11 protein-coding genes and 1 pseudogene are annotated in these 26,711 nt (G+C 69.1%); 8 read left to right on the forward strand and 4 right to left on the reverse strand.

Going from position 1 to position 26,711, the window contains the following annotated elements; genetic code table 11:
- Nucleotides 1-481: 481 nt before the first annotated feature.
- The 3 genes and pseudogenes from AB0L65_RS56170 to AB0L65_RS56180 all read left to right on the forward strand — a co-directional run.
- Nucleotides 482-16,111 carry an RHS repeat-associated core domain-containing protein gene (locus tag AB0L65_RS56170; RefSeq protein ID WP_364264764.1) on the forward strand — a complete coding sequence of 5,210 codons (15,630 nt, stop codon included), beginning with the start codon at nucleotides 482-484 and terminating at the stop codon, nucleotides 16,109-16,111.
- Nucleotides 16,112-16,142: 31 nt separating this feature from the next.
- Entirely contained in the window at nucleotides 16,143-16,802 is a 660-nt protein-coding gene (locus tag AB0L65_RS56175) for a hypothetical protein (protein WP_364264766.1), read from the forward strand.
- Between the two features lie 456 nt (nucleotides 16,803-17,258).
- Nucleotides 17,259-17,456 (forward strand): annotated as a pseudogene (locus AB0L65_RS56180) (IS5/IS1182 family transposase); the annotation flags it as partial.
- A gap of 143 nt (nucleotides 17,457-17,599) precedes the next feature.
- Here AB0L65_RS56180 and AB0L65_RS56185 read toward each other — a convergent pair.
- From AB0L65_RS56185 to AB0L65_RS56195, 3 genes are read right to left on the reverse strand one after another with little or no spacing between them, the layout of a single operon-like run.
- Nucleotides 17,600-18,064 (reverse strand): hypothetical protein, encoded by a 465-nt coding sequence (locus AB0L65_RS56185; protein WP_364264767.1) that lies wholly within the window; start codon nucleotides 18,062-18,064, stop codon nucleotides 17,600-17,602.
- Nucleotides 18,057-18,407, reverse strand: coding sequence for a tyrosine-type recombinase/integrase (locus tag AB0L65_RS56190; RefSeq protein ID WP_364264798.1), 351 nt, complete (start codon nucleotides 18,405-18,407; stop codon nucleotides 18,057-18,059). The genes AB0L65_RS56185 and AB0L65_RS56190 overlap by 8 nt, the downstream gene beginning before the upstream one ends.
- Nucleotides 18,334-18,513 carry a hypothetical protein gene (locus AB0L65_RS56195; RefSeq protein WP_364264804.1) on the reverse strand — a complete coding sequence of 60 codons (180 nt, stop codon included), beginning with the start codon at nucleotides 18,511-18,513 and terminating at the stop codon, nucleotides 18,334-18,336. The genes AB0L65_RS56190 and AB0L65_RS56195 overlap by 74 nt, the downstream gene beginning before the upstream one ends.
- A 206-nt stretch (nucleotides 18,514-18,719) precedes the next feature.
- Between AB0L65_RS56195 and AB0L65_RS56200 the strand changes: the two genes are divergently transcribed.
- From AB0L65_RS56200 to AB0L65_RS56210, 3 genes are read left to right on the forward strand one after another with little or no spacing between them, the layout of a single operon-like run.
- Nucleotides 18,720-19,415: an NUDIX hydrolase gene (locus tag AB0L65_RS56200; RefSeq protein WP_364264769.1), complete on the forward strand. Its 696-nt coding sequence runs from the start codon at nucleotides 18,720-18,722 to the stop codon at nucleotides 19,413-19,415.
- Between the two features lie 13 nt (nucleotides 19,416-19,428).
- On the forward strand, nucleotides 19,429-20,571 hold the full coding sequence (locus tag AB0L65_RS56205) for a 5'-methylthioadenosine/S-adenosylhomocysteine nucleosidase (protein WP_364264771.1): 1,143 nt from the start codon (nucleotides 19,429-19,431) through the stop codon (nucleotides 20,569-20,571).
- Nucleotides 20,568-22,559, forward strand: a complete 1,992-nt coding sequence (locus tag AB0L65_RS56210) for a hypothetical protein (protein WP_364264773.1) — start codon at nucleotides 20,568-20,570, stop codon at nucleotides 22,557-22,559. The genes AB0L65_RS56205 and AB0L65_RS56210 overlap by 4 nt, the downstream gene beginning before the upstream one ends.
- Nucleotides 22,560-22,702: 143 nt before the next feature.
- Here AB0L65_RS56210 and AB0L65_RS56215 read toward each other — a convergent pair whose 3' ends face one another.
- The gene (locus AB0L65_RS56215) at nucleotides 22,703-23,026 is read right to left on the reverse strand and encodes a hypothetical protein (RefSeq protein WP_364264775.1); all 324 of its coding nucleotides are present in this window, start codon (nucleotides 23,024-23,026) and stop codon (nucleotides 22,703-22,705) included.
- Here AB0L65_RS56215 and AB0L65_RS56220 point away from each other — a divergent pair.
- Nucleotides 23,025-24,524 (forward strand): hypothetical protein, encoded by a 1,500-nt coding sequence (locus AB0L65_RS56220; protein WP_364264776.1) that lies wholly within the window; start codon nucleotides 23,025-23,027, stop codon nucleotides 24,522-24,524. The genes AB0L65_RS56215 and AB0L65_RS56220 overlap by 2 nt on opposite strands.
- Nucleotides 24,525-24,667: 143 nt before the next feature.
- Nucleotides 24,668-26,215 (forward strand): tetratricopeptide repeat protein, encoded by a 1,548-nt coding sequence (locus tag AB0L65_RS56225; RefSeq protein ID WP_364264800.1) that lies wholly within the window; start codon nucleotides 24,668-24,670, stop codon nucleotides 26,213-26,215.
- The last annotated feature ends 496 nt before the right edge of the window (nucleotides 26,216-26,711 follow it).

Raw genomic sequence — 26,711 nt, forward strand, 5'->3', positions numbered from 1 at the left:
GCCTCAGCCGCTTCCCGCCAGAATGGCGCCCCGCGCTTTCTTGCCTGGTCGCCTGCCCCGGAGTCCCTCGCGCAGGCGCGAGTGCCGGCCATGTGAGACGCATGGTGACGGGGACGCTACAGAATTCGCCTACCCCCTTTTAGGAAATCAAGACTTCCTGTGTGATCTATGTCACACAGCTGTTTTGGGCCTCCTGTGCATGAGCTGGCCGAATCCCCTTCGCCGGGACTATTTCCGGCCCGCTGCACCAACAGTGATCACCTTGTCAAGGCCTATTCCTGGTTCGACTTGTCTGTGTATATCTGTGGCGTTCTTTATGCGGCGCTTACGGGGATGCGCCTGGTCTGCGGGGAGCGTGGGCGTGGCCATGCGGCGTGCTCGGACAGGTGCGGGTGTGTTGGGCCGGACTCGGTTCGGCATCGGACGAAATGGACCGTCGCGGTGGCTGAGCCGCCTCGTCGTGGTCGTGACCATGATCCTCATGCCGGGGATTCTCGCGCTGCAGGCGCAGGCGGTCGTCGTGGACCCGGCGCCGAACCGGCTGGCGATCCCCGGCTCCCCAGCTTCAGGCTCCGCCCGAGCGGTCCCCGTCCAGCAGTCCGGAACCGCGGCGAACCTGCCGCACCTCGTCGACCCGGCCGCCACGCAGCCGAAGCCGAGGACCGAGGACAAGACGAAGGGCGCCGGCGAGAAGCGGCCCAAGGGCTCCCTCCCGCTGGAGAAGGCGCACGAGGTGCTCGACGAGCCGGCCACGGACGGGCTGAACAGCCCGCCGCCGCTGACCTGGGACTCGTCCTCCGATCCCGCCGCATCTGCACCAACGACGAACGACAGACGACAGACCCGTGTTCACGCCGAGAGCGCAGCCATGCACAGGGTGTCCTTGGGGAGCGCGGCGCAGGACGAGGCGAAGGCAACCCGGACGCAGGCTGTCGCGGCCGCCGCGCTTCCGGCGGTGTCGGAAATGTCAGCCTCTCCGGCCCAGCAGGTGTCGGGGTTGTGGACGTTGCCGTCCACGCAGCCGAGCTTCTACGCGTACGGCGGGGACGCGGATTCGCGGCCGTTGCGCCTGGAGGCACAGGTCGAGCACGACCCTTCGGTCGCCGCCCAGGGTACGGGGCTGATCTGGTCCGCTAGCGGCGACCTTTCGTCCAGCGGGTGTTACACGACGAGTAAGTGCTGGTTGCAGACGCCGGCGGTGACGGCGGGCAAGTTGAAGGACGGCTGGCTGGTTCGCTGGCGGGTGCGGGTGTCCACGTCCGGCGGCGTGGTGAGTGCCTGGTCGGCGTGGCAGGCCGGGCGGGTGGATACCTCCAAGCCGGTGGTTTCGGAGGCGATAGCCTCCCCCGGACAGTTGACGTCCGGGATCTGGAGCCTGCCGTCCACGCAGCCGAGCTTCTACGCCTATGGCGGCGACCCGGATTCGCGGACGTTGCGCTTGGAGGCGCAGGTTGAGCACGATCCGTCGGTCGCGGCGCAGGGTACGGGGTTGATCTGGTCCGGTACCGGCGCGGTGTCGAGCGGCGGTTGTTACACGACCAGCAGATGCTGGTTGCAGTCTCCCGCTGTGACGGCGGGCAAGTTGAAGGATGGTTGGCTGGTTCGCTGGCGGGTGCGGGTGTCCACCGCCGACGGGGTGGCCGGCCCGTGGTCGGAGTGGCAGGGCGGACGGGTGGACACCTCCAAGCCGGTGGTGTCGGAGATGACGGCCTCCCCGGGTCAGCAGGTGGCGGGGTTGTGGACGTTGTCGTCCGCGCAGCCGACCTTCTACGCCTACGGCGGCGACCCCGATTCACGGACGTTGCGCCTGGAGGCACAGGTCGAACACGACCCTTCGGTCACCACACAGGGCACGGGCCTGATCTGGTCGGGCTCAGGTGACCTGTCGAGCAGCGGTTGTTACACGTCGAGCAAATGTTGGCTGCAGTCTCCTGCGGTGACGTCGGGCAAGCTGAAGGACGGCTGGCTGGTCCGCTGGCGCGTACGAGTATCCGCCTCCGACGGGGTGGTCGGCCCGTGGTCGGAGTGGCAGGAGTCCACCGTCGCGGTCAGCGGCACGGCGGGTAACGGCTTGGGCGCGGTGCCCGCCACCCGCGGCACCGACTCGTGGACGCTGGCCTCGGCCACACCGTGGCTGTATGCGAAGGTGACCGACGCCGGTGGTTCGAAGCTGGTCCTGGGCGCCGAGGTCGAGCACGATCCGGCCGTGCCGGCGCAGGGTACGGGCCTGATCTGGTCCGGCAAGGCCACGACCTCCTACGCCTCCGGCGGCAACGCCTGGTTGCAGGTCCCGGCCGCGAAGCTGACGGACGGCATGAAGGTTCGCTGGCGGGTGCGTGGTGTGACCACGGCGGGCGTGGAGGGCGAGTGGTCGCCCTGGCAGAGCGCCGTGGTGGATGTGACGAAGCCGGCGGCGTCCGATGTGGGGCTGACCCCGGCGACCAAGGGTGCGATGTCGTGGACGGCGTCGTCGGTGACGCCGTGGGTGTACGCCAAGGTCGGCGACCCTGATTCGCGCGCTTCGAAACTGTGGGCACAAGTCGAGCACGACCCGGCCGTTCCCGCGCAGGGTACGGGGCTGATCTGGGAGGGCAAGGGCACCACCGCGTACGCCTCGGGGGGCAACGCGTGGGTGCAGGTCCCGGCAGGGAAGCTGACGGACGGGATGAAGGTCCGCTGGCGGGTACGCGGTGAAACCACCACCGGGACCCTCGGCCCATGGACCGACTGGTCCGCTGCCGGCATCGACCTCAACAAGCCGTCGGTCGAGTCGCTGGGGATGGATCCCGCGCTTCCTGGTTCCGCGTCGTGGACGGCGGGGACGTTGACGCCGTGGCTGTTCGCGAAGGTGACCGATCCGGAGAACCGGTCGAGCAAGCTCAACGTGGAGGTCGAGCACGACCCGGCCGTTCCCGCTCAGGGGGTGGGGCTGATCTGGTCGGGGTCCTCGGACAAGGCGTACGTGTCAGGCACCAATGCCTGGGCGGTCGTGCCGTCAGGGAAGCTGACCGACGGCTGGCAGATCCGCTGGCGGGCCCGAGCCACCACCACGTCCGGCGTGTCGGGTCCGTGGTCGGAGTGGGTGTCGGCGCGCGTGGACACGACGGTGTTCAAGACGATCCCGCCCGGGCCCGCAGTGAGCATGGTGTCGGCGCCTGTCGGCCAGTTGGTGACGGGCAAGTGGATACTGCCGACCACCAGCCCGTCCTTCACCGCCGCGATCTCGGACGTGGACCGCCGGCCTGGCGTGCTGGAGGCGGAGGTCGAGCACGACCCGGCGGCGACCGGCCAAGGTACGGGTCTGATCTGGTCCGGGCAGAGCACGACGTTCGATGAAACATGTTTCACGGGGGAGACGTGCTGGGCTTCGCACCAGTCGCCCGCGGTGACGGGGTTGCAGAACGGCTGGCACGTCCGGTGGCGGGTGCGCGCGGTGGTGCAGTCCACCGCCACCGCAGGCGCGCTGGTGTCCGGCTCGTGGTCGGAGTGGCAGTACGCGCGCGTGGACACCTCCAAGCCGGTGGTGTCAGAAATGCTGGCCTCCCCGGGACAGCAGGTAGCGGGCTTGTGGACGTTGCCGTCCACGCAGCCGACCTTCTACGCCTACGGCGGCGATCCCGATTCACGCAAGTTGCGCCTTGAGGCGCAGATCGAGCACGACCCGTCGGCCGCCGGCCAGGGCTCCGGGCTTATCTGGTCCGATACCGGCACGCTGTCGAGCAGCGGTTGTTACACGTCGAGCAGATGTTGGCTGCAGTCTCCCGCGGTGACGGCGGGCAAGCTGAAGGACGGCTGGCTGGTCCGCTGGCGCGTGCGCGTGTCCACCGGCGACCAGGTGGCCGGCCCGTGGTCGGAGTGGCAGGCCGGACGGGTGGACACCTCCAAGCCGGTGGTGTCGGAGATGCTGGCCTCCCCGGGACAGCAGGCGTCAGGACTGTGGAGGTTGCCGTCCACGCAGCCGACCTTCTACGCGTACGGCGGCGACCCGGATTCGCGGCGGTTGCGCCTGGAGGCGGAGATCGAGCACGACCCGTCGGCGGCGGGCCAGGGCTCGGGCCTGATCTGGGCGGCCGCCGGCGCGGTGTCGAGCGGCGGTTGTTACACGACCAGCAGATGCTGGTTGCAGACCCCCACCGTGGCGTCGGGCGAACTCAAGGACGGCTGGCTGATCCGCTGGCGGGTTCGGGCGTCCACCGCTGAAGGGGAGGCGGGCCCGTGGTCGGAGTGGCAGTCCGCGCGAGTGGACGCCTCCAAACCGGTGGTGTCGGAGATGCAGGCCTCCCCGGCCCAGCAGGTGTCGGGGTTGTGGACGTTGCCGTCCACGCAGCCGACCTTCTACGCGTACGGCGGCGACCCCGACTCGCGGCCGTTGCGCCTGGAGGCGCAGGTCGAGCACGATCCCGCGGTCGCCGCGCAGGGTACGGGGTTGATCTGGTCCGGTACCGGCGCGGTGTCGAGCGGCGGTTGTTACACGACCAGCAGATGCTGGTTGCAGTCTCCCGCTGTGACGTCGGGCAAGTTGAAGGATGGTTGGCTGGTTCGCTGGCGGGTCCGCGTGTCCACCGCCGACGGGGTGGCCAGTCAGTGGTCGGAATGGCAGGGCGGACGGGTGGACACCTCCAAGCCGGTGGTGTCGGAGATGACGGCCTCCCCGGGTCAGCAGGTGGCGGGGTTGTGGACGTTGTCGTCCGCGCAGCCGAGCTTCTACGCCTATGGCGGTGACCCGGATTCGCGGCCGTTGCGTCTGGAGGCGCAGGTTGAGCACGATCCGTCGGTCGCGGCGCAGGGTACGGGGTTGATCTGGTCGGGTTCTGGTTCGTTGTCGTCCAGTGGTTGTTACACGACCAGTAGGTGTTATCTGCAGACGCCTGCGGTGACGGCGGGCAAGTTGAAGGATGGTTGGCTGGTTCGCTGGCGGGTGCGGGTGTCGGCCTCCGACGGGGTGGCCGGCCCGTGGTCGGAGTGGCAGGAGTCGACGGTCGCGGTGAGCGGCACGGCGGGTAACGGCCTGGGTGCGGTGCCCGCCACGCGTGGAACGGACTCGTGGACGCTGGCGTCCGTCACACCGTGGTTGTACGCGAAGGTGACCGACGCCGGCGGATCGAAACTGGTGCTGGCCGCGGAGGTCGAGCACGATCCGGCCGTACCGGCGCAGGGCACGGGACTGATCTGGTCCGGCAAGGCCACCACCTCCTACGCCTCGGGCGGCAATGCCTGGCTGCAGGTCCCGGCCGGGCAACTGACGGACGGGATGAAGGTCCGCTGGAGGGTACGCGGCGTCACCACCGCCGGCGTGGAGGGCACATGGTCACCCTGGCAGAGCGCCACCGTCGACGTGACGAAGCCCGCCGCCTCCGACGCCGGTTTGACCCCGGCGACCAAGGGTGCGACGTCGTGGACGGCGTCGTCGGTGACGCCGTGGGTGTACGCCAAGGTCAGCGACCCTGATTCGCGTGCTTCGAAACTGTGGGCGCAGGTCGAGCACGACCCGACCGCGACCGGGCAGGGTACGGGCCTGATCTGGGAGGGCAAGGGCACCACCGCGTACGCTTCGGGCGGCAATGCCTGGCTGCAGGTCCCGGCCGGGCAACTGACGGACGGGATGAAGGTCCGCTGGCGCGTACGCGGTGAGACCGCCACCGGCGCCCTCGGCCCATGGACCGACTGGACCTCCACCAGCATCGACCTGCGCAAACCGTCGGTGTCGGGCTTGTCGATGACTCCGGCGACCTGGGACGCCGGAAGCTGGACGGCGGCGGCGACCTCGCCATGGCTCTACGCGAAGGTGACCGACCCGGAGACCAGGGATTCCCTGCTCGCCGTGGAGATCGAGCACGACCCGGCCGCGACCGGCCAAGGCAGCGGCCTGATCTGGACGGGGAAGAGCGCTCAGCCGTACCACTCCGGTGACAACGCGCTGGTGCAGGTGCCGGGCGGGAAGTTGTCCGATGGGATGAGGATCCGCTGGCGGGCTCGTGCCGAGACCACCACCGGCGCCATCAGCCCGTGGTCGGACTGGACCCAGGCGCGCATCGACCTCAACAAGCCGTCGGTCGAGTCGCTGGGCATGGACCCGGCGCTGCCGGGCAGCGCGTCGTGGACGGCGGGGACGTTGACGCCGTGGCTGTTCGCGAAGGTGACCGATCCGGACAACCGGTCCAGCAAGCTCAACGTGGAGGTCGAGCACGACCCGGCCGCCGCCGGGCAGGGGACCGGGCTGATCTGGTCGGGCTCCTCGGACGAGAATTACGCGACGGGCACGATCGCCTGGGCGGCCGTACCGGCAGGAAAGCTGACCGACGGGTGGCAGATCCGCTGGCGCGCCCGCGCCACCACCACGTCCGGGGCGTCGGGGCCGTGGTCCGCGTGGGTGTCGGCGCGCGTGGACACGACGATCTCCAAGACGATCCCGCCCGGCCCTGCCGTGAGCACGGTGTCCGCGCCTGTCGGCCAGTTGGTGTCCGGCAAGTGGATACTGCCGAGCACCAGCCCGTCCTTCACCGCCGCCATCTCCGACGCCGACCGGCGGCCCGGTGTGCTGCAGGCGGAGGTCGAGCACGACCCGGCGGCGACCGGCCAGGGTACGGGGCTGATCTGGACCGGGCAGGGCACGACGTTCGGTGACACCTGTTTCACGAACCAGACGTGCTCGGCCTCGCACGAGTCGCCCGCGGTGACGGGGTTGCAGAACGGCTGGCAGATCCGGTGGAGGGTCCGCGCGGTGGTGCAGTCCACCGCCGCTCCGGGCGCGCTGGTGTCGGGCCCGTGGTCGGAGTGGCAGTTCGCGCGGGTGGACACGTCCAAGCCGGTGGTGTCGGAGCTGCTGGCCTCGCCGGGCCAGCAGGTGGCGGGGCTGTGGACGTTGCCGTCCACGCAGCCGAGCTTCTACGCGTACGGCGGCGACCCCGACGCCCGGGCGTTGCGCCTGGAGGCCCAGGTCGAGCACGACCCGACGGCCACCACCCAGGGCACAGGGTTGATCTGGTCCGGTACCGGCACGGTGTCGAGCAGTGGTTGTTACACGACCAGCAGGTGCTGGTTGCAGACCCCCACGGTGGCGTCGGGAAAGCTGAAGGACGGCTGGCTGATCCGCTGGCGCGTGCGCGTGTCCACGGCAGCCGCGGTCGCCAGTCAGTGGTCGGAGTGGCAGGCCGCGCGGGTGGACACCTCCAAGCCGGTGGTGTCGGACCTGCTGGCCTCTCCGGGACAGGAGGCGGCCGGTTCGTGGACGTTGCCGTCCACGCAACCCACCTTCTACGCCTACGGCGGCGACCCCGATTCACGCGCGCTGCGTCTGGAGGCCCAGGTCGAGCACGACCCGTCAGCCGCCGGCCAGGGCTCAGGTTTGATCTGGTCCGGTACCGGCACGGTGTCGAGCAGTGGTTGTTACACGACCAGCAAGTGCTGGTTGCAGACCCCCGTGGTGACGGCGGGCAAGCTGAAGGACGGCTGGCAGGTCCGCTGGCGCGTGCGCGTGTCCACGGCAGCCGCGGTCGCCAGTCAGTGGTCGGAGTGGCAGGCCGCGCGGGTGGACACCTCCAAGCCGGTGGTGTCGGACCTGCTGGCCTCTCCGGGCCAGCAGGTGGCGGGCTTGTGGACGTTGCCGTCCACGCAGCCGAGCTTCTACGCGTACGGCGGCGACCCCGACTCCAGGCCGTTGCGCCTGGAGGCCCAGATCGAGCACAACCCGTCAGCCACCGGCCAGGGCTCAGGTTTGATCTGGTCCGGTACCGGCACGGTGTCGAGCAGTGGTTGTTACACGACCAGTAGGTGCTGGTTGCAGACACCCACGGTGACGTCGGGCAAGCTGAAGGACGGCTGGCAGGTCCGCTGGCGCGTACGGGTCTCCACCGCCGACGGAGTGGCCAGTCAGTGGTCGGAGTGGCAGGCCACGCGGGTGGACGCCTCCAAGCCCGTGGTCTCGGAGGCCACGGCCTCCCCAGGACAGCAGACGTCAGGGCTGTGGACGCTGACCTCGACGCAGCCCACCTTCTACGCCTACGGCGGCGACCCCGATTCGCGAACCTTGCGCCTGGAGGCGCAGGTCGAACACGACCCGTCGGTCACCACGCAGGGTACGGGCCTGATCTGGTCGGGCTCAGGTTCTTTGTCGTCCAGCGGCTGTTACACCACCAGTAGGTGCTGGTTGCAGACACCCACGGTGACGTCGGGCAAGCTGAAGGACGGCTGGCTGGTCCGCTGGCGCGTACGGGTGTCGGCCTCTGATGGGGTGGTGGGCCCGTGGACGGAGTGGCAGGCGTCCACCGTCGCGGTGAGCGGAACGGCGGGTGACGGCCTGGGCGCGGTGCCCGCCACCCGCGGCACCGACTCGTGGACGGTCGCCTCGGCCACACCGTGGTTGTACGCGAAGGTGACCGACGCCGGCGGATCGAAGCTGGTGCTGGGCGCCGAGATCGAGCACGACCCGGCCGCTCCCAGCCAGGGCACGGGCCTGATCTGGTCCGGCAAGGGCACCACCTCCTACGCTTCGGGCGGCAATGCCTGGGTGCAGGTCCCGGCCGGGCAACTGACGGACGGCATGAAGGTCCGCTGGCGGGTACGCGGCATCACCACCGCCGGCGCCGAAGGCGAATGGTCCCCCTGGCAGAACGGCACCGTGGACCTCCGCAAGCCCAGCATCGACGGCCTGGGGATGAACCCGGCGATCCGCGGCACGACGTCGTGGACCGCGGAGTCGCTGACGCCGTGGATGTACGCCAAGGTGACCGATCCGGAGAACCGGCCCAGCAAGCTCGATGTCGAGGTGGAGCACGACCCGGCCACCGGTGACGAGGGCACGGGCCTGATCTGGTCGGGCTCCTCGGACAAGGAGTACGCCTCCGGCACCAACGCCTGGACCGCCGTACCGGCCGACAAGCTGACCGACGGCTGGCACATCCGCTGGCGGGCACGGGCCACCACCACCTCCGGTGTGTCGGGGCCGTGGTCTGACTGGGTGTACGCGAACGTGGCGGCGCTGCCGTTCGAGTCGTTCTCCCCGGCCAACAACAGCCAGGTGGGCTCGTTGACGCCGGTGCTGTCGGCGAACGCGCGACCCTTCAACAAGGGCGAGGTCAAGTACTGGTTCCAGATCTGCGCAGGCAGCGCGCCGAACTGGCGCTGGTGCAAGGACTCGGCGGAGAAGACCGAGGACTGGACCAAGGAAGGTGTGTGGCAGGTTGTCGACGAGCGGCTGAAGTGGGGCGAGACGTACTCGTGGATGGCGAAGGCCGCCACCACCTACACCACGGTGACCTCCTCGTGGCGGACCTTCACGCTGGTGCCGGAGCAGGCGAACATCAACGGCCTGCTGGCAGGCGGCACGCAGGACCGGGAGTTCAACCATATGTCGGGCAACTACGCGCCCACGACGACGGACGCCTCGGTGGCGGTGCTCGGCCCGCCCTTGTCGGTGAGCCGCACCTACAACAGCCTGGACCCGCGCACCGACGGGATCTTCGGTGCCGGGTGGACCACCCGATGGGACATGCGGATCGAGGAGGAGCCGACCGGGAGCCTGCTGGTGACCTATCCCAGCGGGGAACAGCTGCGGTTCGCTCCGACGGGCAACGGTATGTACGCGCCCCCGTCGGGGACGTTCGCGACGATGGCCGCCGAGCAGGCGGGTGGCTGGCGGTTGATGGACAAGTCGGCCACGTCCTACTGGTTCGACACGTCCGGCAGCCTCACCAAGATCACCGATCATCGGGGGCGGGCGCAGGAACTGACCCGCGGCACCGACGGCAAGCTGACCAAGGTGACCGCGACGGGTGGCAGGTCGCTGACGTTCACCTGGGCGGGGAACCACGTGGCGAGCGTGTCCACCGACCCTGCAGACGGCAACCCGCTGACCTGGACCTACACCTACACAGCTGATCAACTGGTCAAGGTGTGCCCGCCGACCTCGGCGACGGCCTGCACGACGTACGAGTACGGCACGGCCTCGCGGTACAAGAGCCTGATCACCGATTCCGGGCCGGAGTACTACTACCGGCTGAACGAGGCCGAGACCCGTACCGGCACCACCGTCGCGAGCGCGGCGGGCTGGAACATCACCGAGGAGCAGGCCAAGCTGAACGGGACCACCCCGGCCGACCTCGGCGCCCAGGTGCCGGGTGCGCTGGCCGGGTCGCCGGACACCGCGATGCGCTTCAAGGGAGCGGCGACCTCCACCCACGTGCAACTGCCGCGCAACGCGATCAGCGGCCAGGGCGGCGATCTGGCCGTGGAGGCGTGGTTCAAGACCACCGCGTCCGGAACGGTCATCGGAATGCAGAACTCGGGGACCAACGGGCCGTCGGCGTTCACGCCGGTGGTGTACGTAGGCACCGACGGAAAGCTGCGCGGCCAGTTCTTCACCGGCTCCTCCACCGTCGCGCAGACGCCGATCACCTCCACCGGCGCCGTCAACGACGGCACCTGGCACCATGCGGTGCTGTCGTCGGTGGAGACCAAGCCCGCCTCAAGCTCGGCGCCCGCCGAGCACACGCAGACGCTGTACCTGGACGGAGCCGCGGTGGGCACGCTGGCCGGGGAGATCCAGCACGGTGACATGGCGGAGACCCGGATCGGCTCCGGATACGGCTCCACGGCCTGGCCGTCCAGCACGACCAGCACCGCGCTGTTCCCGTTCAACGGCGACATCGATGAGGTCGCGATCTACGGCAAGCCGATGGGTCAGGCGGCGGTACAGCGGCACTTCGCAGCCGGGAAGGCGCAGCCACAGCTGACCAAGGTGACCCAGCCGTCGGGCCGGGTGTGGGCGGTCAACGCCTACAACCCCGACGGCGGGCGGTTGGTGACGCACACCGACGCCAACGGCGGCACGTGGAAGCTGTCGGATCCGGTGTACGCCAAGCAGACCACCATCTCCACCTTCGCCACCGTGACAGTGACCGATCCGGACAACGGAGTCATCACCTACGTCTCCGACGCGCAGCGTGGCTACCGGGACGTGGCGGTGACCGACCAGGTCGGCGCGACCACGAAGTACACCTATGACGTGGGCGGATATCCGGCCAAGGTGATCGATCCGAACGGCAACGTGGTCGAGCTGGCGTTCAATGGCCGGGGGAACCTGCTGTCGAGGAAGACCTGCCGGACGGCGGGTGTGAACTGCTCGACGGAGTACTACAACTACTTCGTCGACACCGAGAAGCCGTTCGACCCGCGCAACGACGTGAAGATCGCCCAGCGGGACGGCCGATCGGCCTCGCCCACCGATGAGTCCTACATGACCTCCTGGGCGCACAACGCCTTAGGTGAGGAGATCAAGACCACCACTCCGCCCACGGAAGATTTCCCGACCGGTCGCAGCACGAGCAGCACCTACACCGACGGCACCGAACCCGCAGCCGGCGGCGGCACCATGCCGGCGGGCCTGATGAAGACGGAGAAGGACTTCAAGGGCAACGAGACCACCTACGCCTACAACGCCGCCGGTGACCTCGTCACTGAGACTCTGCCGTCGGGGCTGGTGAAGAAGTACACCCATGACGCGCTCGGCAGGGTGATCTCGACCACCGAGATCTCCAAGGCGAACCCCGAGGGCGTGACCACCACGACCAGCTACGACGGCATGGGCAAGCCGCTGACCAAGGCAGGGCCCGGGATCAAGAACGACGTCGACGGCAAGACCCACACGCTGAAGTGGTCGGCCACCTACGACGCCGACGGGCTGCCGCTGACCGAAACCACCGCGGACCTGACGGGCGGGGACGCGGCGCGGACCACGACCTACACCTACGACGCCCACGGCCGGCAGGAGACGGTGACCGATCCCGAAGGCGCGGTCACGCGGTCCGGGTACGACGCCAAGGGACAGAAGACCACGTCCACCGACCCGCGCGGCGCCACGCTGGCCTACATCTACACGCCGCGCGGAGAGCTGGCCACCACGGCGCTGAAGGGATGGACGGGCAGCCCGCTCGACCCGCAGCCGGCCACCGACGTGGTGATGGAGTCCATCGCCTACGACCCCGCCGGCCGCATCGCGTCCAAGACCGACGCGATGGGCCGCACCACCACCTACACCTACTACGCCGACAACCTGCCGTTCGAGGCGACCGCCAAGGGAGCCAAGCTGAACGGCTCCGCCACCGGGCGCGACGTCGTGCTGGACTCGCGGGTGTACGACGCGGCCGCGCAACTTGTCCGGCAGACGACGCAGGGCGGCACGCTGCGCGTCGACGCCGCCTACGACGCCGCCGGGCGGATCAGCTCGCAGGTGGTGGACCCGGATACGCTGGCGCGCAAGACCAGCTTCACCTACGACGCGAACAACAATGTGACCAAGGTGACGCGCGCCGCCGCGGGCACCAGCCGGAGCGAGGTCTCCGAGTTCGAGTACGACGTGCTCGACCAGCCGATCCGGCAGACCATCCACAATGACGGCGCAGACCTGGTCACCACGCTGACCGTGGACGACCGCGGTCTGGTGACGGCGATGACCGACCCGCGCGGCAACGCCGCGGGGGCCGACCCGGCCGACTTCACCACCAGCGTGACCTACAGCACGGCCGGGCAGCCGGTGCGCCTGCAAATGCCCGCCGTCCAGGTGGAACGCAACGGCGGCGCCGCCGTCACCGAGCGGCCCACGTCCAAGCTGGGCTACAACACCTTCGGCGAGCGTACGCACCAGGTCGACCCCGAAGGCCGCACCACCACGGCGGTCTACGACCGGGCCGGGCGCGTCACCACGCAGACCCTCCCGGTCTACACCCCGCCCGGCGGACAGCCGATCACCCCGACCACGACGGCGGAATACGACGCGGCCGGTCAGGTGGTCAAGGCGACCGGCGTGCGCGGCCAGGTCACCACCGCCGTCTACGACGTGCTGGGCCGCAAGGTGAAGGTCACCGACCCGCCCACCGGCGGAGCGGCGGCCGGGACGTGGACGTTCGGTTACGACCTGCTCGGCGAATCGTCGTGGACCGTGGATCCGACCGGAGCACGGTCCGAGGCGACCTACGACGACCTCGGGCGGCAGATCACGCTCTCGACCATCGAGCGCAAGCCGACGCCGGGCGTCTACGTCACCAAGCTGGACTACGACGACGCGGGACGGGTGGTGAAGACCACTCGTCCCACCGGCGACGCCTCCACCCGCGCCTACGACGCGACCGGTGCGTTGACCAAGCAGACCGACGCGCTCGGCAACGCCACCACCTTCGGCTACGACCTGGCCGGACGGCCCACCACGACCACCAACGCGCTCGGGCTCACCTCGACGGCCCTCTACGACCTGGCGGGTCGCAAGACCGAGACCCAGGAGCAGGACGCGACGGGGAAGGTGCTGCGCACCGTGAAGGCCGGCTACGACCTGGCCGGCAACCCGATCAGCAGCACGTCGGGCGAGGGGCACACCGTCACCCGCGCCTACGACGCCGCCAACCGGATGACCTCGCTGGTCGAGCCGGTCTCCGCGTCCGAGCAGATCACCAGCACCTTCGGCTACGACGCCGCCGGCGCCCAGACCCGCACCACCAACGGCCGCGGCAACTCCACCTACACCACCTACAACAGCCTCGGCCTGGTGGAGACCGTGATCGAGCCGGCCACCGCGCAGCACCCCGACCTGAAGGACCGCACCTGGACCGTCGCCTACGACGCGGCCGGCAACCCCGCCGTCAACCTGGCTCCCGGCGGGGTACGGGTCGAGCGCACCTTCGACGAGCTCAACCGGCTCGTCAAGCAGACCGGTACGGGCGCCGAGGCCGACACCGAGGCCAAGACGTTCGGCTACGACTCGGTCGGCCGCATGATCACCGCCAACGATCTGACCTTCACCCTCAACGACCGCGGCCAGCTGCTCAAGTCCAGCAGCGCCGTCGCCGGTGACCTCAACGTCTATGCCTACGACGCCGACAACCGCGTCGTGCAGCGCACCGACGGCACCGGCACCTCCACCTTCACCTGGGACGACGCCGACCGGCTCAGCCAGTCGGTGGACCCGGTCTCGGGCACCACGATCGACTACACCTACGACAAGGCCAACCGCCTTACCGGCATGGCCTACGGCGCGGGCGGTGCCCGCCGCACCTACGGCTACGACGACCTGAACCGGCTCGCCAAGGACACGCTCACCACCTCGGCCGCGGGGCCGATCGCGTCCATCGAGTACGGCTACGACCTGGACGACAACATGACGTCCAAGACCACCACCGGAACCGCCGGCGCCGGGAAGAACACCTACACCTACGACTGGGCCAACCGGCTCATCTCCTGGACCGCGCCCGACGGCGCCAAGACCGACTACGGCTGGGACGCCGCGGGCAACCGCGTCAAGGCAGGCGACAAGACCTACACTTACGACGAACGCGACAGGCTGACCGCGGGCGACGGCAAGACGTACACCTACACCGCTCGCGGAACCCTCGCCGAAGAAGGCAACGGCATGGTCCGCCTCATCAAGTCCGACGCCTTCGACCGCCTCGTCAACGACGACGGCGTGCAGTACGACTACGACGCCCTCGACCGGGTCGAGACCCGCACCCAGAGCGGCAAGACCCAGCGCATGACCTACGACGGCACCACCAACAACCTCGTCGCCGTCACCGACACCGCCACCGGCGTCAAGACCGCGATGTTCGGCCGGGACGCCCTCGGCCGCACCCTGGGCCTGTCGGACGGCGCCGGCGCGCAGCTCGCGTTCTGCGATCTGCGCGGCGATCTCATCGGAGCCTTCACCGCCACCGGCACCTCACTGATCGACTCGGTCGCCTACAACCCCTTCGGGGAGGTCGTCACCCGCACCGGAGCAGCCCACACCCTCGGCTATCAGGGCGCCTACACCGACCCGAGCACCGGCAAGGTCAACATGGCCGCCCGCTGGTACCAGCCCACCACCGGCAGCTTCATCAGCCGAGACACCCTCACTCAAAGTGCCGACCCCTCTGTCCAGCTCAACCGTTACACCTACGCCAACGACAACCCGCTCACGAACGTCGATCCCGACGGCCACGCCTCCTGTGCGAAGAAGCCGTACCAGAAGAAATGCGAGAAGCAATACGACACGTGCGTCGACAATGGCTTCAAGGGCAAGAAGTGTGATCCGTACGAGTCCTTCTACAACGACTGCACGGCCGGCTTGACGAAGGACAAGGGATGCAAGTCCGCGAACGAGAAGTATAACGATTGCCGATTCGCCGGCACCAAGGCGAAGACATGCGAGGAGAAAGCGGTGTACTCCGCGTGTGTCACTGGCGGTGGCGGAGGCACCTGCACAGGTCAGAAGCAGGTGTACGCGCAGTGTATGTCGGGGAAGAACTCCGATCGGGCGGGCTGTATCGAAGCGGGTCCTGAGTACCGAGAGTGTTTGCATCGCTACTCGAGCGCCACCAAGATGTGCAAGGGGTCGGCCATTGAGTATGCGAAGTGTCGTGGCGACAGAGAGCATGGTGGCGACACCGACCAATGCAAGGTCGTGAGCGAGGCATACTCGGTGTGCGCCTACAAGGGCGGCCTGCCTGAAGGGCTGGGCGGACGGCACGGCTACGGAAACAGCGCGAAATACTGCCAAGGAATAGCAGCCGACGCAACTCAGTGCCTGACCAAGATAAAGGGATCCCTAGGTGACTGCTTTGCCGCCGCCGTGGTGGAGCTGGACTGCATGGACAAGAAACACAAGATGGCTGCATGTGGAAAATTGGGGGACGCCATCCGTTGGTGCATCGACCATCCCACATCCACCTATTGCGATTCCACGCCCGGAAAACACTGCGTTCGCTCAGAAAAAGGCGGTCACACCTACAGAACGTGTACGACATATTATTCTCCGGTGCAGGCGTGGTTCATGTCGAACATCTACAAGAAGGACAAGGACATCACCGCTCCGGGCATCTGTAACCTCACGAAGTTCCTGGGCCACATACCGGCAGCCAAAACTGCGGAAGGTGCAGCAAATACGGTTTGCGGAGCAATCAAGGACGGGATCGATATCCTCAACTCCCTGGGCCCGGACGTGGACGCGATGAACAAGAAATGGGATGAGTTCCGCACCAAGTATCCCGGCCGCGGGATAAATGTCAGAGAGAAGTGCATGAGGGAGGACGACGGGATCGGCCTGGAGGCGCCTTGGAGATGTGGTCCCTTGACGTACAATCCCGCTTGATCCTTCCAGGCGTTCGAAACGGTGAGCCAAGATGAGGATGTTCTATCGCGCCGGTGCGGCGGTCGTCCTGCTGGCCGCGGGGGCCCTGTTCGCCGTGCAGGCGCAGTCGAACGAGGCCCTCACCGTCGCCTCCGCCGGTTCCGAGCACGATGGCCGCACGAATGAGGACGCCACCCCCTCGCCGGGCGAGTCATCCAGAAAACCCTGTGAAGCCCCTGCGGACGAGCATGAGGTATGCGCAAATGCGAAGCCTCGGCGGCACGAGCGCGAAGCCTTCATCGCGGACTGCGTGGCCGCCGATGTCGTCGGACTCTGGCCGAACACGTGCGCCGAGGCGGCGGAGCGGGTGGCGGAGACGTTCTCGACCTGCCGGTCCGCGGGGAAGACATTGCTGCAGTGCGAGAACGTCGCCGTTCACGAGGCGTGCGTCTATCGTGGCGGCGGAGCGATCTGCGGAGATTCCGAGCCTGTCTATCAGGCCTGTCGCACTCGTGGTGACACTGACATCGCACGTAGTTTCTGCATGGAGGGCAACATCGAATACCGAAAGTGCCGGCACGCTTGGGGGGTCACGGTGAGTGGCGACGTCTGTGTAGCGGCCACGGCTGCCTACGAGGATTGCCGGACGCGTTCACCCATCCATGAGTGCCAAGGCGTGCGAGATAAGTATGCGCGTACGCATTACCGCTAACGATATGGCATCGATCGGCAAAGGTGATTCGGGCAGCTGTGGGCACGGCCCAGGCGGCCGCAGGTTGTCGAACCGTTCGATGTAGCCGATGATCTGCCGTTCGGTCTCGGATCGAGTGGCGAAGACAAAGCGGTGCAGCCACCGTTCTGAATGCGGAGCGGCGGATCTGCCAGCCGGTGAGGAGCGGCTGAACTCGTCGTCGGTGTAGTTCGAGCCGCGGCCGGTGTCAAGCACGGCGCCGGGCGGGAGCAGGGCGGTATCGGCGGCCTCCGGATCGCGCCGACGAGCTCGGGGTTGGAGCACGTGCCGGTCCACTGCGAAAAACCAGAGACCCCACGTTGATCACCTATGTCGCCACGCTCGACGTCCCACGCCGCGTCGTGGAGCACCTCGCCCGCCCATCGCCGCCGGATCGGGACTCCGAGGAACTCACGCGTCCTGGGCCCGTACCGCCATGCAGTGCTGGTCCTACGCTGGTTCCGCGAACGCGGCCGCGTGCACTGCCTCGCCCGTCACGCCGGCGTTTCCCGGGCAACCGGCTACCGCTACCTCCACGAAGGCGTCGACGTCCTCGCCAGCCAGGCGCCGGACCTGCACGAGGTTCTCGGCCGCTGCCGAGGCGAGGGCATGACCCACGTGATCCTCAACGGCACGCCGCCCGCCTGCACGCATTCCCCACCCTCTACAAGGCGGCGGCCGACGGTCTGCCCACCCTCGCCCTCAACGCGATCTGGAAATGATCATCACTGGGAAAACGTCACTGCCTGACTCCTGTGCTGTCCGTCGGCTTCGCCGCGTCAGTTCGCACCGGGGTAAGCGGTGGTGCGCCACCAGTCGCCGGCTTTCAGATGCTCGATCAGCCGTGAGTCGGTGACCACCACGTCGTAATCGGCCCCTACGTGTGTCTCCTCGCATCGGAGGAAGGCCGCGGCGGATTCAGAGGACATCTCGTTGAACGGCCCTTCATCCTCCCAGGGAAATCCTCTGCCACTTTCGGACAGCCGTTCTTCGGCCGCCGCCGTGAAGGGGTAGTTGCGCGTCGCAGTCCGCTCCACACTCTCGACGAAGTCGCGATCCATCCCGTCGTCCTCGTCAACAAGAAGGTCCAGTATGGTCTCATCCTCTTCCAGATCACGGAGGAAGAAGCTCTTGTCGGGTAGCGGCCAGTGCCAGACGTCCGGGTTGAAGGCGGTTACCCGCAGTTGTATGCGGCGGCGCGCTGGATCGACGGCCAGCACCCTTACCGCGTAGAGATCAGTCACGACGCCATTCTCTGCTTGGGCACCCCCGCATCGTCAAAGGCCTCACACGCAGCCTCCGCTGAGAAAACCTCAGTGAGATGAGTTCCCCGGGCGCGGTCTCGCCGAAGAGCAGGGCGGCGGTCTTCTCGGCCGTGGCCGTGGCCGTCTGCGGGTAGACGGAGGTGTAGGTGTCGGCGGTGAAGGCGCTATAGGTATGTCCCAGCGTTTCCTGCACCACCTTCATCTCCACCCCGGCCGCCGGCAGCAGCGAGGCCGCGCCATGGCGGAGGTCATGCAGCCGGACGGGTGGTAGCCCGGCCAGGTAGGCCCGGCCAGAGGAATTGGTCGGAGACGTGCTGGGGATGCAGGCGGTTGCCGTCGGGCCGGGTGAGGACGAACCCGCTGTCGGTCCACGCCTCGCCCATGGCCAGGCGTTCCTGGAGTTGCCGCTGCCGGTGCGCGCGCAGCACCTGGGTGGTGTGGGGCTCGAATATTCGGCCACTGCGTCCGATCTGCGGGTTCGCTGAACACACCGGATCCCCAGCTCTGTGGTTTGAGCGGGCTTTGAACAACTGCTCAGGGGCTGTAGGCCGGCGCATGGATCGAATATTCGAGCCCCACACCCGTACTCAACAAGAGACTTCCTGTCGATCTGACAAAAAGCTATGGTGTGGTCATGCCCGACGACCCATGGCAGCCGCCGCGCATCCTGCTCGCGGTCGACCTGGTGATCCTGACCCTGCGCGACGCGCGCCTGCACGTCCTGCTCGTGGAACGTGGCATCGACCCGTTCCTCGGGGCACGCGCCCTGCCGGGCGGCTTCCTGCGCGACGAGCACGAGGACATCGAGGCGGCGGCGCGGCGCGAGCTGTCGGAGGAGGCGGGCCTGTCCGACGTGCACCTGGAGCCCCTGGCCGTGTACGGCGAGCCGGGCCGCGACCCACGCGGCCGCGTCGTGTCCGTCGCCTACCTGGCCATCGCACCCCGCCTGCCGGAGCCCATCGCCGGCACCGACGCCGCCGACGCCTCCTGGACCCCGGTGGACGACGCCCTGGCCCCGGACACGAAGCTGGCGTTCGACCATCGCCGCATCGTCATCGACGGGGTCGAGCGCGCGCGTACCAAGCTGGAGCACACCGCCCTGGCCACCGCGTTCTGCGCCGAGACCTTCACCATCTCGGAGCTCCAGCAGGTGTACGAGGCGGTCTGGGGCGTCCGCCTCGATCCCCGCAACTTCTACCGCAAGGTCCAGGGCGCCCGCGACTTCATCATCGCCGACGGCCCGATGCGCAAGACCCCGAACGGGCGGCCCGCCCGGCTCTTCAAAGCGGGTCCGGCCCACGTCCTCAATCCCCCGATGACTCGGCCTTAGGAGGTCGATGGTCATGATCGTGATCCTCACCGCGCTGGATCTGGAGTATCAGGCCGTCCGCGAACACCTGACCGACCCGCGCGTGCACCGCCACACCGCCGGCACCCGCTTCGAGCTCGGCCGCCTCTCCGGCGACGGACGCCGGGTGGCCCTGGGCCTGGTCGGCAAGGGCAACCATCCGGCGGCGGTGATCACCGAGCGGGCGATCGCCGCGTTCTCGCCGTCGGCGCTGCTGTTCGTGGGGGTCGCCGGAGCCCTGTGGCCCGGCATCGGCCTGGGGGACGTGGTGGTGGCCACGCACGTGTACGCCTACCACGGTGGCACCAGCGAGGACGACGGCCTCAAAGCCCGCCCGCGCGTCTGGGAGATCGACCACGAGACCGACCAGATCGCCCGCCACCTCTACCGCACCGAGACCTGGACCCGCCGCCTGCCCGCGGGCGCGACCGTGCCCGCGGTGCGCTTCGGCCCGATCGCGGCCGGCGAGGTCGTACAGGACTCCGCGATCTCCGCGCACGCCCAGTGGGTGCGCCAGACCTACCACGACGCGCTCGCGATCGAGATGGAGTCGGCCGGCGTGGCGCAGGCCGCCCATCACAACCGGTCGCTGCCCATGGCCGTGGTGCGCGGCATCAGCGACCGCGCCGACGGCACCAAGACCGCGACCGACGGCCTGAACTGGCAGCCGAGGGCGGCGGCCAACGCCGCCGCCTTCGCCGTGGCTCTCGCTCAGGAACTGGCCGTGGAGCACGAGAACCATCCGGCGAGCCAGGCGAGAGAGGCGAACAGCATGTCCGACAGCGTGAAGAACGTCGCCCGCGACAACGCCCGGGTGGGCGTCCAGGCCGGGCACATTCACGGGAACGTCACCATCGGTCACCCGCCTCAGACCCCGGCAGCCGACCCGGCCGCCCAGCTCGCCGAGCTGCGCGACCGGCTCGCCAGGGCGCGCAAGGCCCAGGAGGTGGACGAGGACACGTTCACCGCAGCGGAGCAGGAGATCGCCGTCGCCGCCGAGTCGCTGTCCGAGAGCACCGAGGAGGGCAGGGGCAAGGCGGTGATCGCGCTCAAGAAACTCTTCGGGCTCCTGGCGGGCGTGGCGGAGCTGGCGGCGCACGTGTCGGCCGTCATCGCGGCCATCCGGGGCATCCTGTGAACGATTCCCCCTCCGGCCCGACCAACCTCGCCCAGGACTCGGCGAACGTCGCCGTCCAGGCTGAGGCCATCCACGGACCCGTCAACGTCTACCAGGTCGCGGCCGCCCCATCGCCCGAGAAGACCTTCGAGGCGGGGCTCAATTCCCTGCGCGCCGGGATGGCTCCGGAGGCGCGCGAGCACATCCGCGACGCCGTGGTCCTGCGCAACTACGTCAACGGCCACTCCTGCTTCTACCTGCTGCTGGCTCTGCTCAGCGGACGCACCCTGCAGCAGGTGCCGCCGAATGAGATCGCCATGCTGCGCTGCGTGCGCGGCGCCGTCAACGACGACGACGAATGGGCCGACGCGATCAAGCTGGTCGACCACCTCCTGACGTCCCGTCCTGCGAATGGCGGGGCTGCCGACATAGAGCAGGAGCTCCAGAAGCTGACCGACGAGCAACGCAACGACGTCCTCCAGCACATGGAGATGTTCCTGGACAGCTCCGCCGAGGACGCCCTCTGGGCGCGCGCCTTCGACGCGGCCCGAAGCGACCGCTGCGCGAAGGACCGGCTGGGCCGGGCCTGGAAGTTCTTCCAGCCGGAACCCATCGGCGCACGGGTACGGCCGGCGGATCCTGTCCTCATCGGAGTCGGCACCTGGACCAGAGCCACGGCGACCACCGCGCTGGCCCTGGCGACAGTCGGCCTCATCGGCGCCACGGCATGGCAGCACAACGGGCCTGCGGCGGTGTCCGCCCTGCTGGCTCTCGCGGCCGGCTGCTACGCGAGCGTGCGCAGCGGCGTGGAGTGGCGGTGCAGAAAGGAGCGCCGCCAGGCGAAGGATCGCGAGGATCTGCGCCGGCCGGCGACCACGCGCGGCGACGGTTTCGCGAGCAAGATCGACCAGCAGTTCAACCACTATTTCGCGCTGTACACCCCGCGCGACGCGGACAGCGCCCGTTGGCTCTCGGAGACGGCAGGCGTCCGCCGGGCCCTGCGTGACGAGGTCGTCACCATCTACCGGGAGAGCACGGTCAACGCCAAGCGAGTCGCCTGGCTCACCAGATACCTGGTCGCCGACGTCGCGCGGCGCTGGCAGGCGGGCAAGCTGTGGGACTACCGCAAGGAGCTGCGCGTCCCCTTGCTCGTGAAAGCGATGTGCGTGCTCGCCGCGATCGCGACGGCCGCGGCAGGCGCCTTCCTGGTCTGGAGCGGCGCGCACGTCAGGCCGTTGCTCGTGTCGCCGGCCGCGGTCGCCGCCCTGGCCTCGGTCTGGTCCGCGGCTCGCCTATGGCTGCGCATCGCCGCGGAGTACAGGCGCCACTTCGCCGACAAGGCGGAAAAGGAGGGACTGCTGGCCGGCCGCCAGGAGGCTTTCGACCGGTGGAAACGCAAACTCGCCGACAGACCGGACGATCTCGAGATGGCCCGCTGGCTGGAGTGCGACCGCAAGGCGCTGATGGAGCAGGCGATGAGCCTCTACAGGTTGAAGCGGCAGGACGTCCTCGCCCACGCCTTCATCGAGGCGCCCGCCACACCCTTCTACGACAGGGCACGCATCGAGAACGGGCCATGGCGCTATTCGACATACAAGATCCTGCTCTTCCTGCTCACCAAGGACGGTGTGCGGCAGTTGACCGTGCACCTCGACTTCCAGAAGGCCACCTTCCGCAGCCGGGCACGCACCAACTACCGCTACGACGCGTTCACCTTCGTCCAGGTGGCCGAGACCGACAACGGAGAGAACGTCTTCGAGCTGACGCTGACCAACGGCGATCCGATCAAGGTCAAGGTGACCGACCCGCCCACAGAGGTCACCGAGAACGAGGACAAGGATCCGCAAGGCGCCTCACAGGTGACCCTCGGCACGGCGGGGCTCGGCAATGCCCTGCACGTGCTGGAAGGGGTCGCCGCGGAGGGCAAGGAGTGGATCGCCTTCGAACGCGAACGTGAGAAGGTCCCCCTCGCGGAGGTGAGCAAGGCCGTGAACGCCATCTTCGCCTGAAGGTGAGCCACTTCCGATGATCGCTCGTTCGCCAGACATGGGCTGGGTGGCCAGGTGGCCGATGTGTGAGGCGTCATCAGGGCGTTGATCCGCCGGCCTGCGTTCTGGCGGGCGGATCCGCCGCTGCCGATGGGCCGCTCGCCTCATGGCTCACCTGGCGCATCGGACTTGGTCCGCACCTTGGCGGTCGCCTTCTCGACCGCCTCCGGCGCGGCGGCCAGGCGTGCACGCTCGCCCGGGTCCAGGCAGGCCTCGCCGGGTTGGTGGGCCGGCAGGTCCAGGTGTGCGGCGAAGCGCCTGCAGGCGTCGGCGGCGACGTCGACCGGATTCCGGGTCAGGGGAGCGAGGGTCACGACCGTGACGGCACGCCGTCCCGGTTGTGCATGTACACGGGTGGTCAACCCGCTGAGCCGGCCGCCGAGGAGCGATTGCCAGAGGTCCCGGGTACGGCCGATGATGACCGTCATGAGCGGTCCAGAAGGGGCGCGCCGGGTTCACCAGCACGCAACCGGCTCGGGGTTCGCGCGCATCTACCAGGCCGCCGGCGACATGATCGTTTATGACGGCGGGGAGCCGTACCGGCTGGCGCTCTGGCCGGCCCCTGCCGCCGCCCCACCGCCGGAGCAGGCGCGGGCGCGGCCCAGCGGCCTGCTGCAGGCGGCGAACGGGCTGATCGCGTTCACCGGACGCCGCGACCTGCTGGACGACCTGCGGCGCTGGCGGGACGGGCCGGGCCTCGCGGTGCGGCTGATCCACGGAGCGGGCGGCCAGGGCAAGACGCGCCTGGCCCATGAGGTGGCGCGGACATGGCAGCAAGACGGGTGGGTGGTGCTGGCGGCACATCACCGGCGCGACCGCTCCGCGCCCGAGCCCTTCGTCGTTCCCGATCTGGCGCGGGCCGCCGGGGTGCTGCTGGTGGTGGACTACGCCGAGCGGTGGGACACCGCCGACGTGCTGTCGCTGCTGGCCGACACCCGCGTCGGCACGGGGCTGCCGGTACGCGTGCTGCTCCTGGCCCGCCCGTCCGGCACCTGGTGGCAGGGCCTGGCGTACCGGATCCAGCGTGACGTCCACCTGACGCCCGGCCGTACGGAGCTGGGGCCGCTGGAGGACGGGCCTGACGTCACGCGCGCCGGGCTGTTCGAGGCCGCGCGTGACCGGTTCGCCGAGCTGCTCGGAATACCGGACGCCGGGAATGTGGACCCGCCACCCGCGTGGGCCCGCCACGAGGCTTACCGGCTGGTACTGACCGTGCACATGGCCGCACTGGCCGCGGTGCTGGCCTACGATCGCGGTGATCCCCCGCCCGCCGACCCCGTGACCGTGTCGGCCTTCCTCCTGGCCCGCGAGCGCGATCACTGGGAGGCGATGTCCGCACCCTCTCGCGACAACCCGCTCCGTACGACTCCCGACGCGCTGGGGCAGCTCGTCTACACCGCCACGCTGACCGGCCGGCTCGGCCACGCCGACGGGAGGGCGGCGCTGGCCCTGGCCGGGATCGACTCCAGAGAGGCTCCCGGGCAGCTTCTCAAGGATCACGCGGTCTGCTATCCGGGGGCAGGGGACACGGTCTTGGAGCCCTTGTACCCGGACCGGTTGGGCGAGGACTTCGTCGCCTTGATGACCTCCGGCCATTCTCATGAGTTCCCGGCCGACCCATGGGCCGACGGCGCACCGGCCCGGCTGCTCGCGCCAGCGGAGGAGGAGCCGGTGGAGGGCCCCGGCCGTGTGTGGGCGCCCCACGCGCTGGCTACTCTGGTGGAGGCCGCGCGCCGATGGCCGCATCTGGCCGGCGGCCGGCTGTACCCGCTGCTGGATGCGTACCCCGAGCTGGCCCTGCAGGGGGCGCCACCCTGGCCGCCCTGGCCGCGCTGGACGGGATCGATCCCTATCTCCTGGAGGGCATCGCGGCCGTCCTGCCGGATCACCGGCACATCGACCTGGACATCGGCATCGCCGCCGTGACCTCCCGGCTCGCCAGGCATCGGCTGGCGGCCACCACGGAGCCCGCCCTGCAGGCCCGCGTCCACGAGGATCTGGCCATCCGCCTGGGCTATGCCGGGCTGCACGCTCGCGCCCTCGCCGAGGGCGAGCAGGCCGTCCAGATCATGCGCGAGCTGGCGGCGCTCGACCGCGCCAGGCATCTGCCCAACCTGGCCGCCTCCCTGAACAACCAGGCCACGAGGCTGATGTCGCTGGGCCGGCGGGACGAAGGGCTCCCGCTGCTCGAAGAGGCCATCGCGTTCCGGCGTGAGCTGGCCGCCGCCGACCCGGCCACCCACCTGCCGGACCTGGCAACCGCCCTGGCGAACCACGCTGCCTCGCTGGCCGAAGCGCGGCGGCTGGACGAGGCGCTCCCGCACTCCGAGGAGGCCCTTCTCCTGCGGCGGCGGCTGGTGGCGCTCAACCCCGCCGCCCACCTGCCCAACCTGCCCCCGTCGTTGATCAACCACGCCCTCCAGCTCGCGGACATGGGGCGGCGGGCCGAAGCGGTCCCGCTCTCGGAGGAGGCCGTCACCATCGGCCGGGAGCTGGCCGCACTCAACCCCGCCGCCTACCTGCCCGACCTGGCCACCGCCCTGGAGAGGCACGCCGGACGGCTGGCTGAGGTAGGGCGGCTGGACGAGGCACTTCCCCTCTCCGAGGAGAGTCTCACCCTGTGCCGGGAGCTGGCCGAGCTCAACCGGGCGGCCCACCTGCCCGACCTGTCCGTGTCGCTGAACAACCACATCGGGCTGTTGGCACAGGCCGGACGGATGGACGAGGCCATCCGGCTCTCGGTGGAGACGATCGACGTGTGCCGGGAGCTGGCCGATTCCGACCGGAGGGCCTACTTGCCTCTGCTGGCCGCCTCGCTGCACAACTACGCGCTCAAGCTCGTCCCGCCTGGGCGCGAGGCGGAGGCGGTCGGGTTCTTCTCGGAGGCAGTCTCGCTGCGGCGGGAGCTGGCCGGGCGGGACCCGGCCGTTCGCCTTCCTGAGTTGGTGTCCACGCTGAGGAGCCTGGCGGACCTGTCATCCAGGCACGCGCTGCGGCTCGTGGGCGAGGAGCGGCGGGCCGAGGCGCTCCCGTACTCGGAAGTGGCGGTCGCGTCGTGGCGGGAGCTGGCCGAGCTCGATCGCCCGCCTCACCTGCCCATGTTGGCGAGCGCGTTGAACAACCACGCCGGGCGGCTGGCAGAGGCAGGGCGGGCGGCGGAGGCGGCCCCGGTCGCCGAGGAGGCGGTGGCCCTGTGGCGGGAGATGGTGGGGCTCGACCGGGCCGAGTATCTGCAGGATCTGGCGCTCTCGCTGCGCAACTGTGCGCTTCGGCTGGCGGAGGCCGGGCGGCGCGCCGAGGCCGTCCCGCTCGCGCAGGAGGCCGTTGTCCTGTACGCGCAGCTGGCCGAGCTCGACTCGGTTGCTCATATGCCGTCGTATGTGCAGGCTCTGACAGTCCTCGGGCTCATGCTGGTGGAGGAGGCCAGGTTTCGCGAAGCGGTCGCACCCCTGCTGCACGCCTTGCCGGCCAGTCGCCACCTGCCCGACCACGGCCGGGACATCGTCATCACGATCATGGCACAGCTGTACCTTGCCTACGCGGGCGATTCCGCGGGGGTCTCCCGCGAGTACCGCGCGATCACCGGCCAGGACGTTCCCGGCTGGATGCGTGGGTGATCCGCCTCGCTGTCATCCGCCGTCGGACAACCTGAAGGCACGACACGAGCGAGTACTCCCTGTGACCGCTACGCTCCCGAGATCCGCACCTGAGCCGCTTGAAAGACCGTCTCGCAAATGGTCGATGCGGGACGACCTGGATGGCCGTCCGCATACGCGGTCACGCTTGCGTGGGCGGCGGTCGGTTGAAGACCGGCTGTTTCCCAGGCTGGCCCAAGTGACCGACGTCGACAACGAGCCTGAAAGGGGAGCCCTGCCCGGCGTGTTCCTCCTCCCACTGCCGGTTCCCGACGTCTCCGACTCGGGGCCGGGGGTGGCAGGGTGTGGGTCATTCATTGTCAACGGGACCACGATGGGTGCCGGATGTGCGCGCGTTGCCTGCCGCGTGTCTCGGTATGCCGACGGCTGCCACCGTCGGTTGCGGCCGTGACACGACCATGACACGGCGCGGACGAGACGGGGACACGGCTGGCCGACAGTGGACGGGGTCGGCCGG

This window comes from Nonomuraea sp. NPDC052116, from assembly GCF_040680035.1.
In the GTDB taxonomy this organism is placed as follows: domain Bacteria; phylum Actinomycetota; class Actinomycetes; order Streptosporangiales; family Streptosporangiaceae; genus Nonomuraea; species Nonomuraea angiospora_A.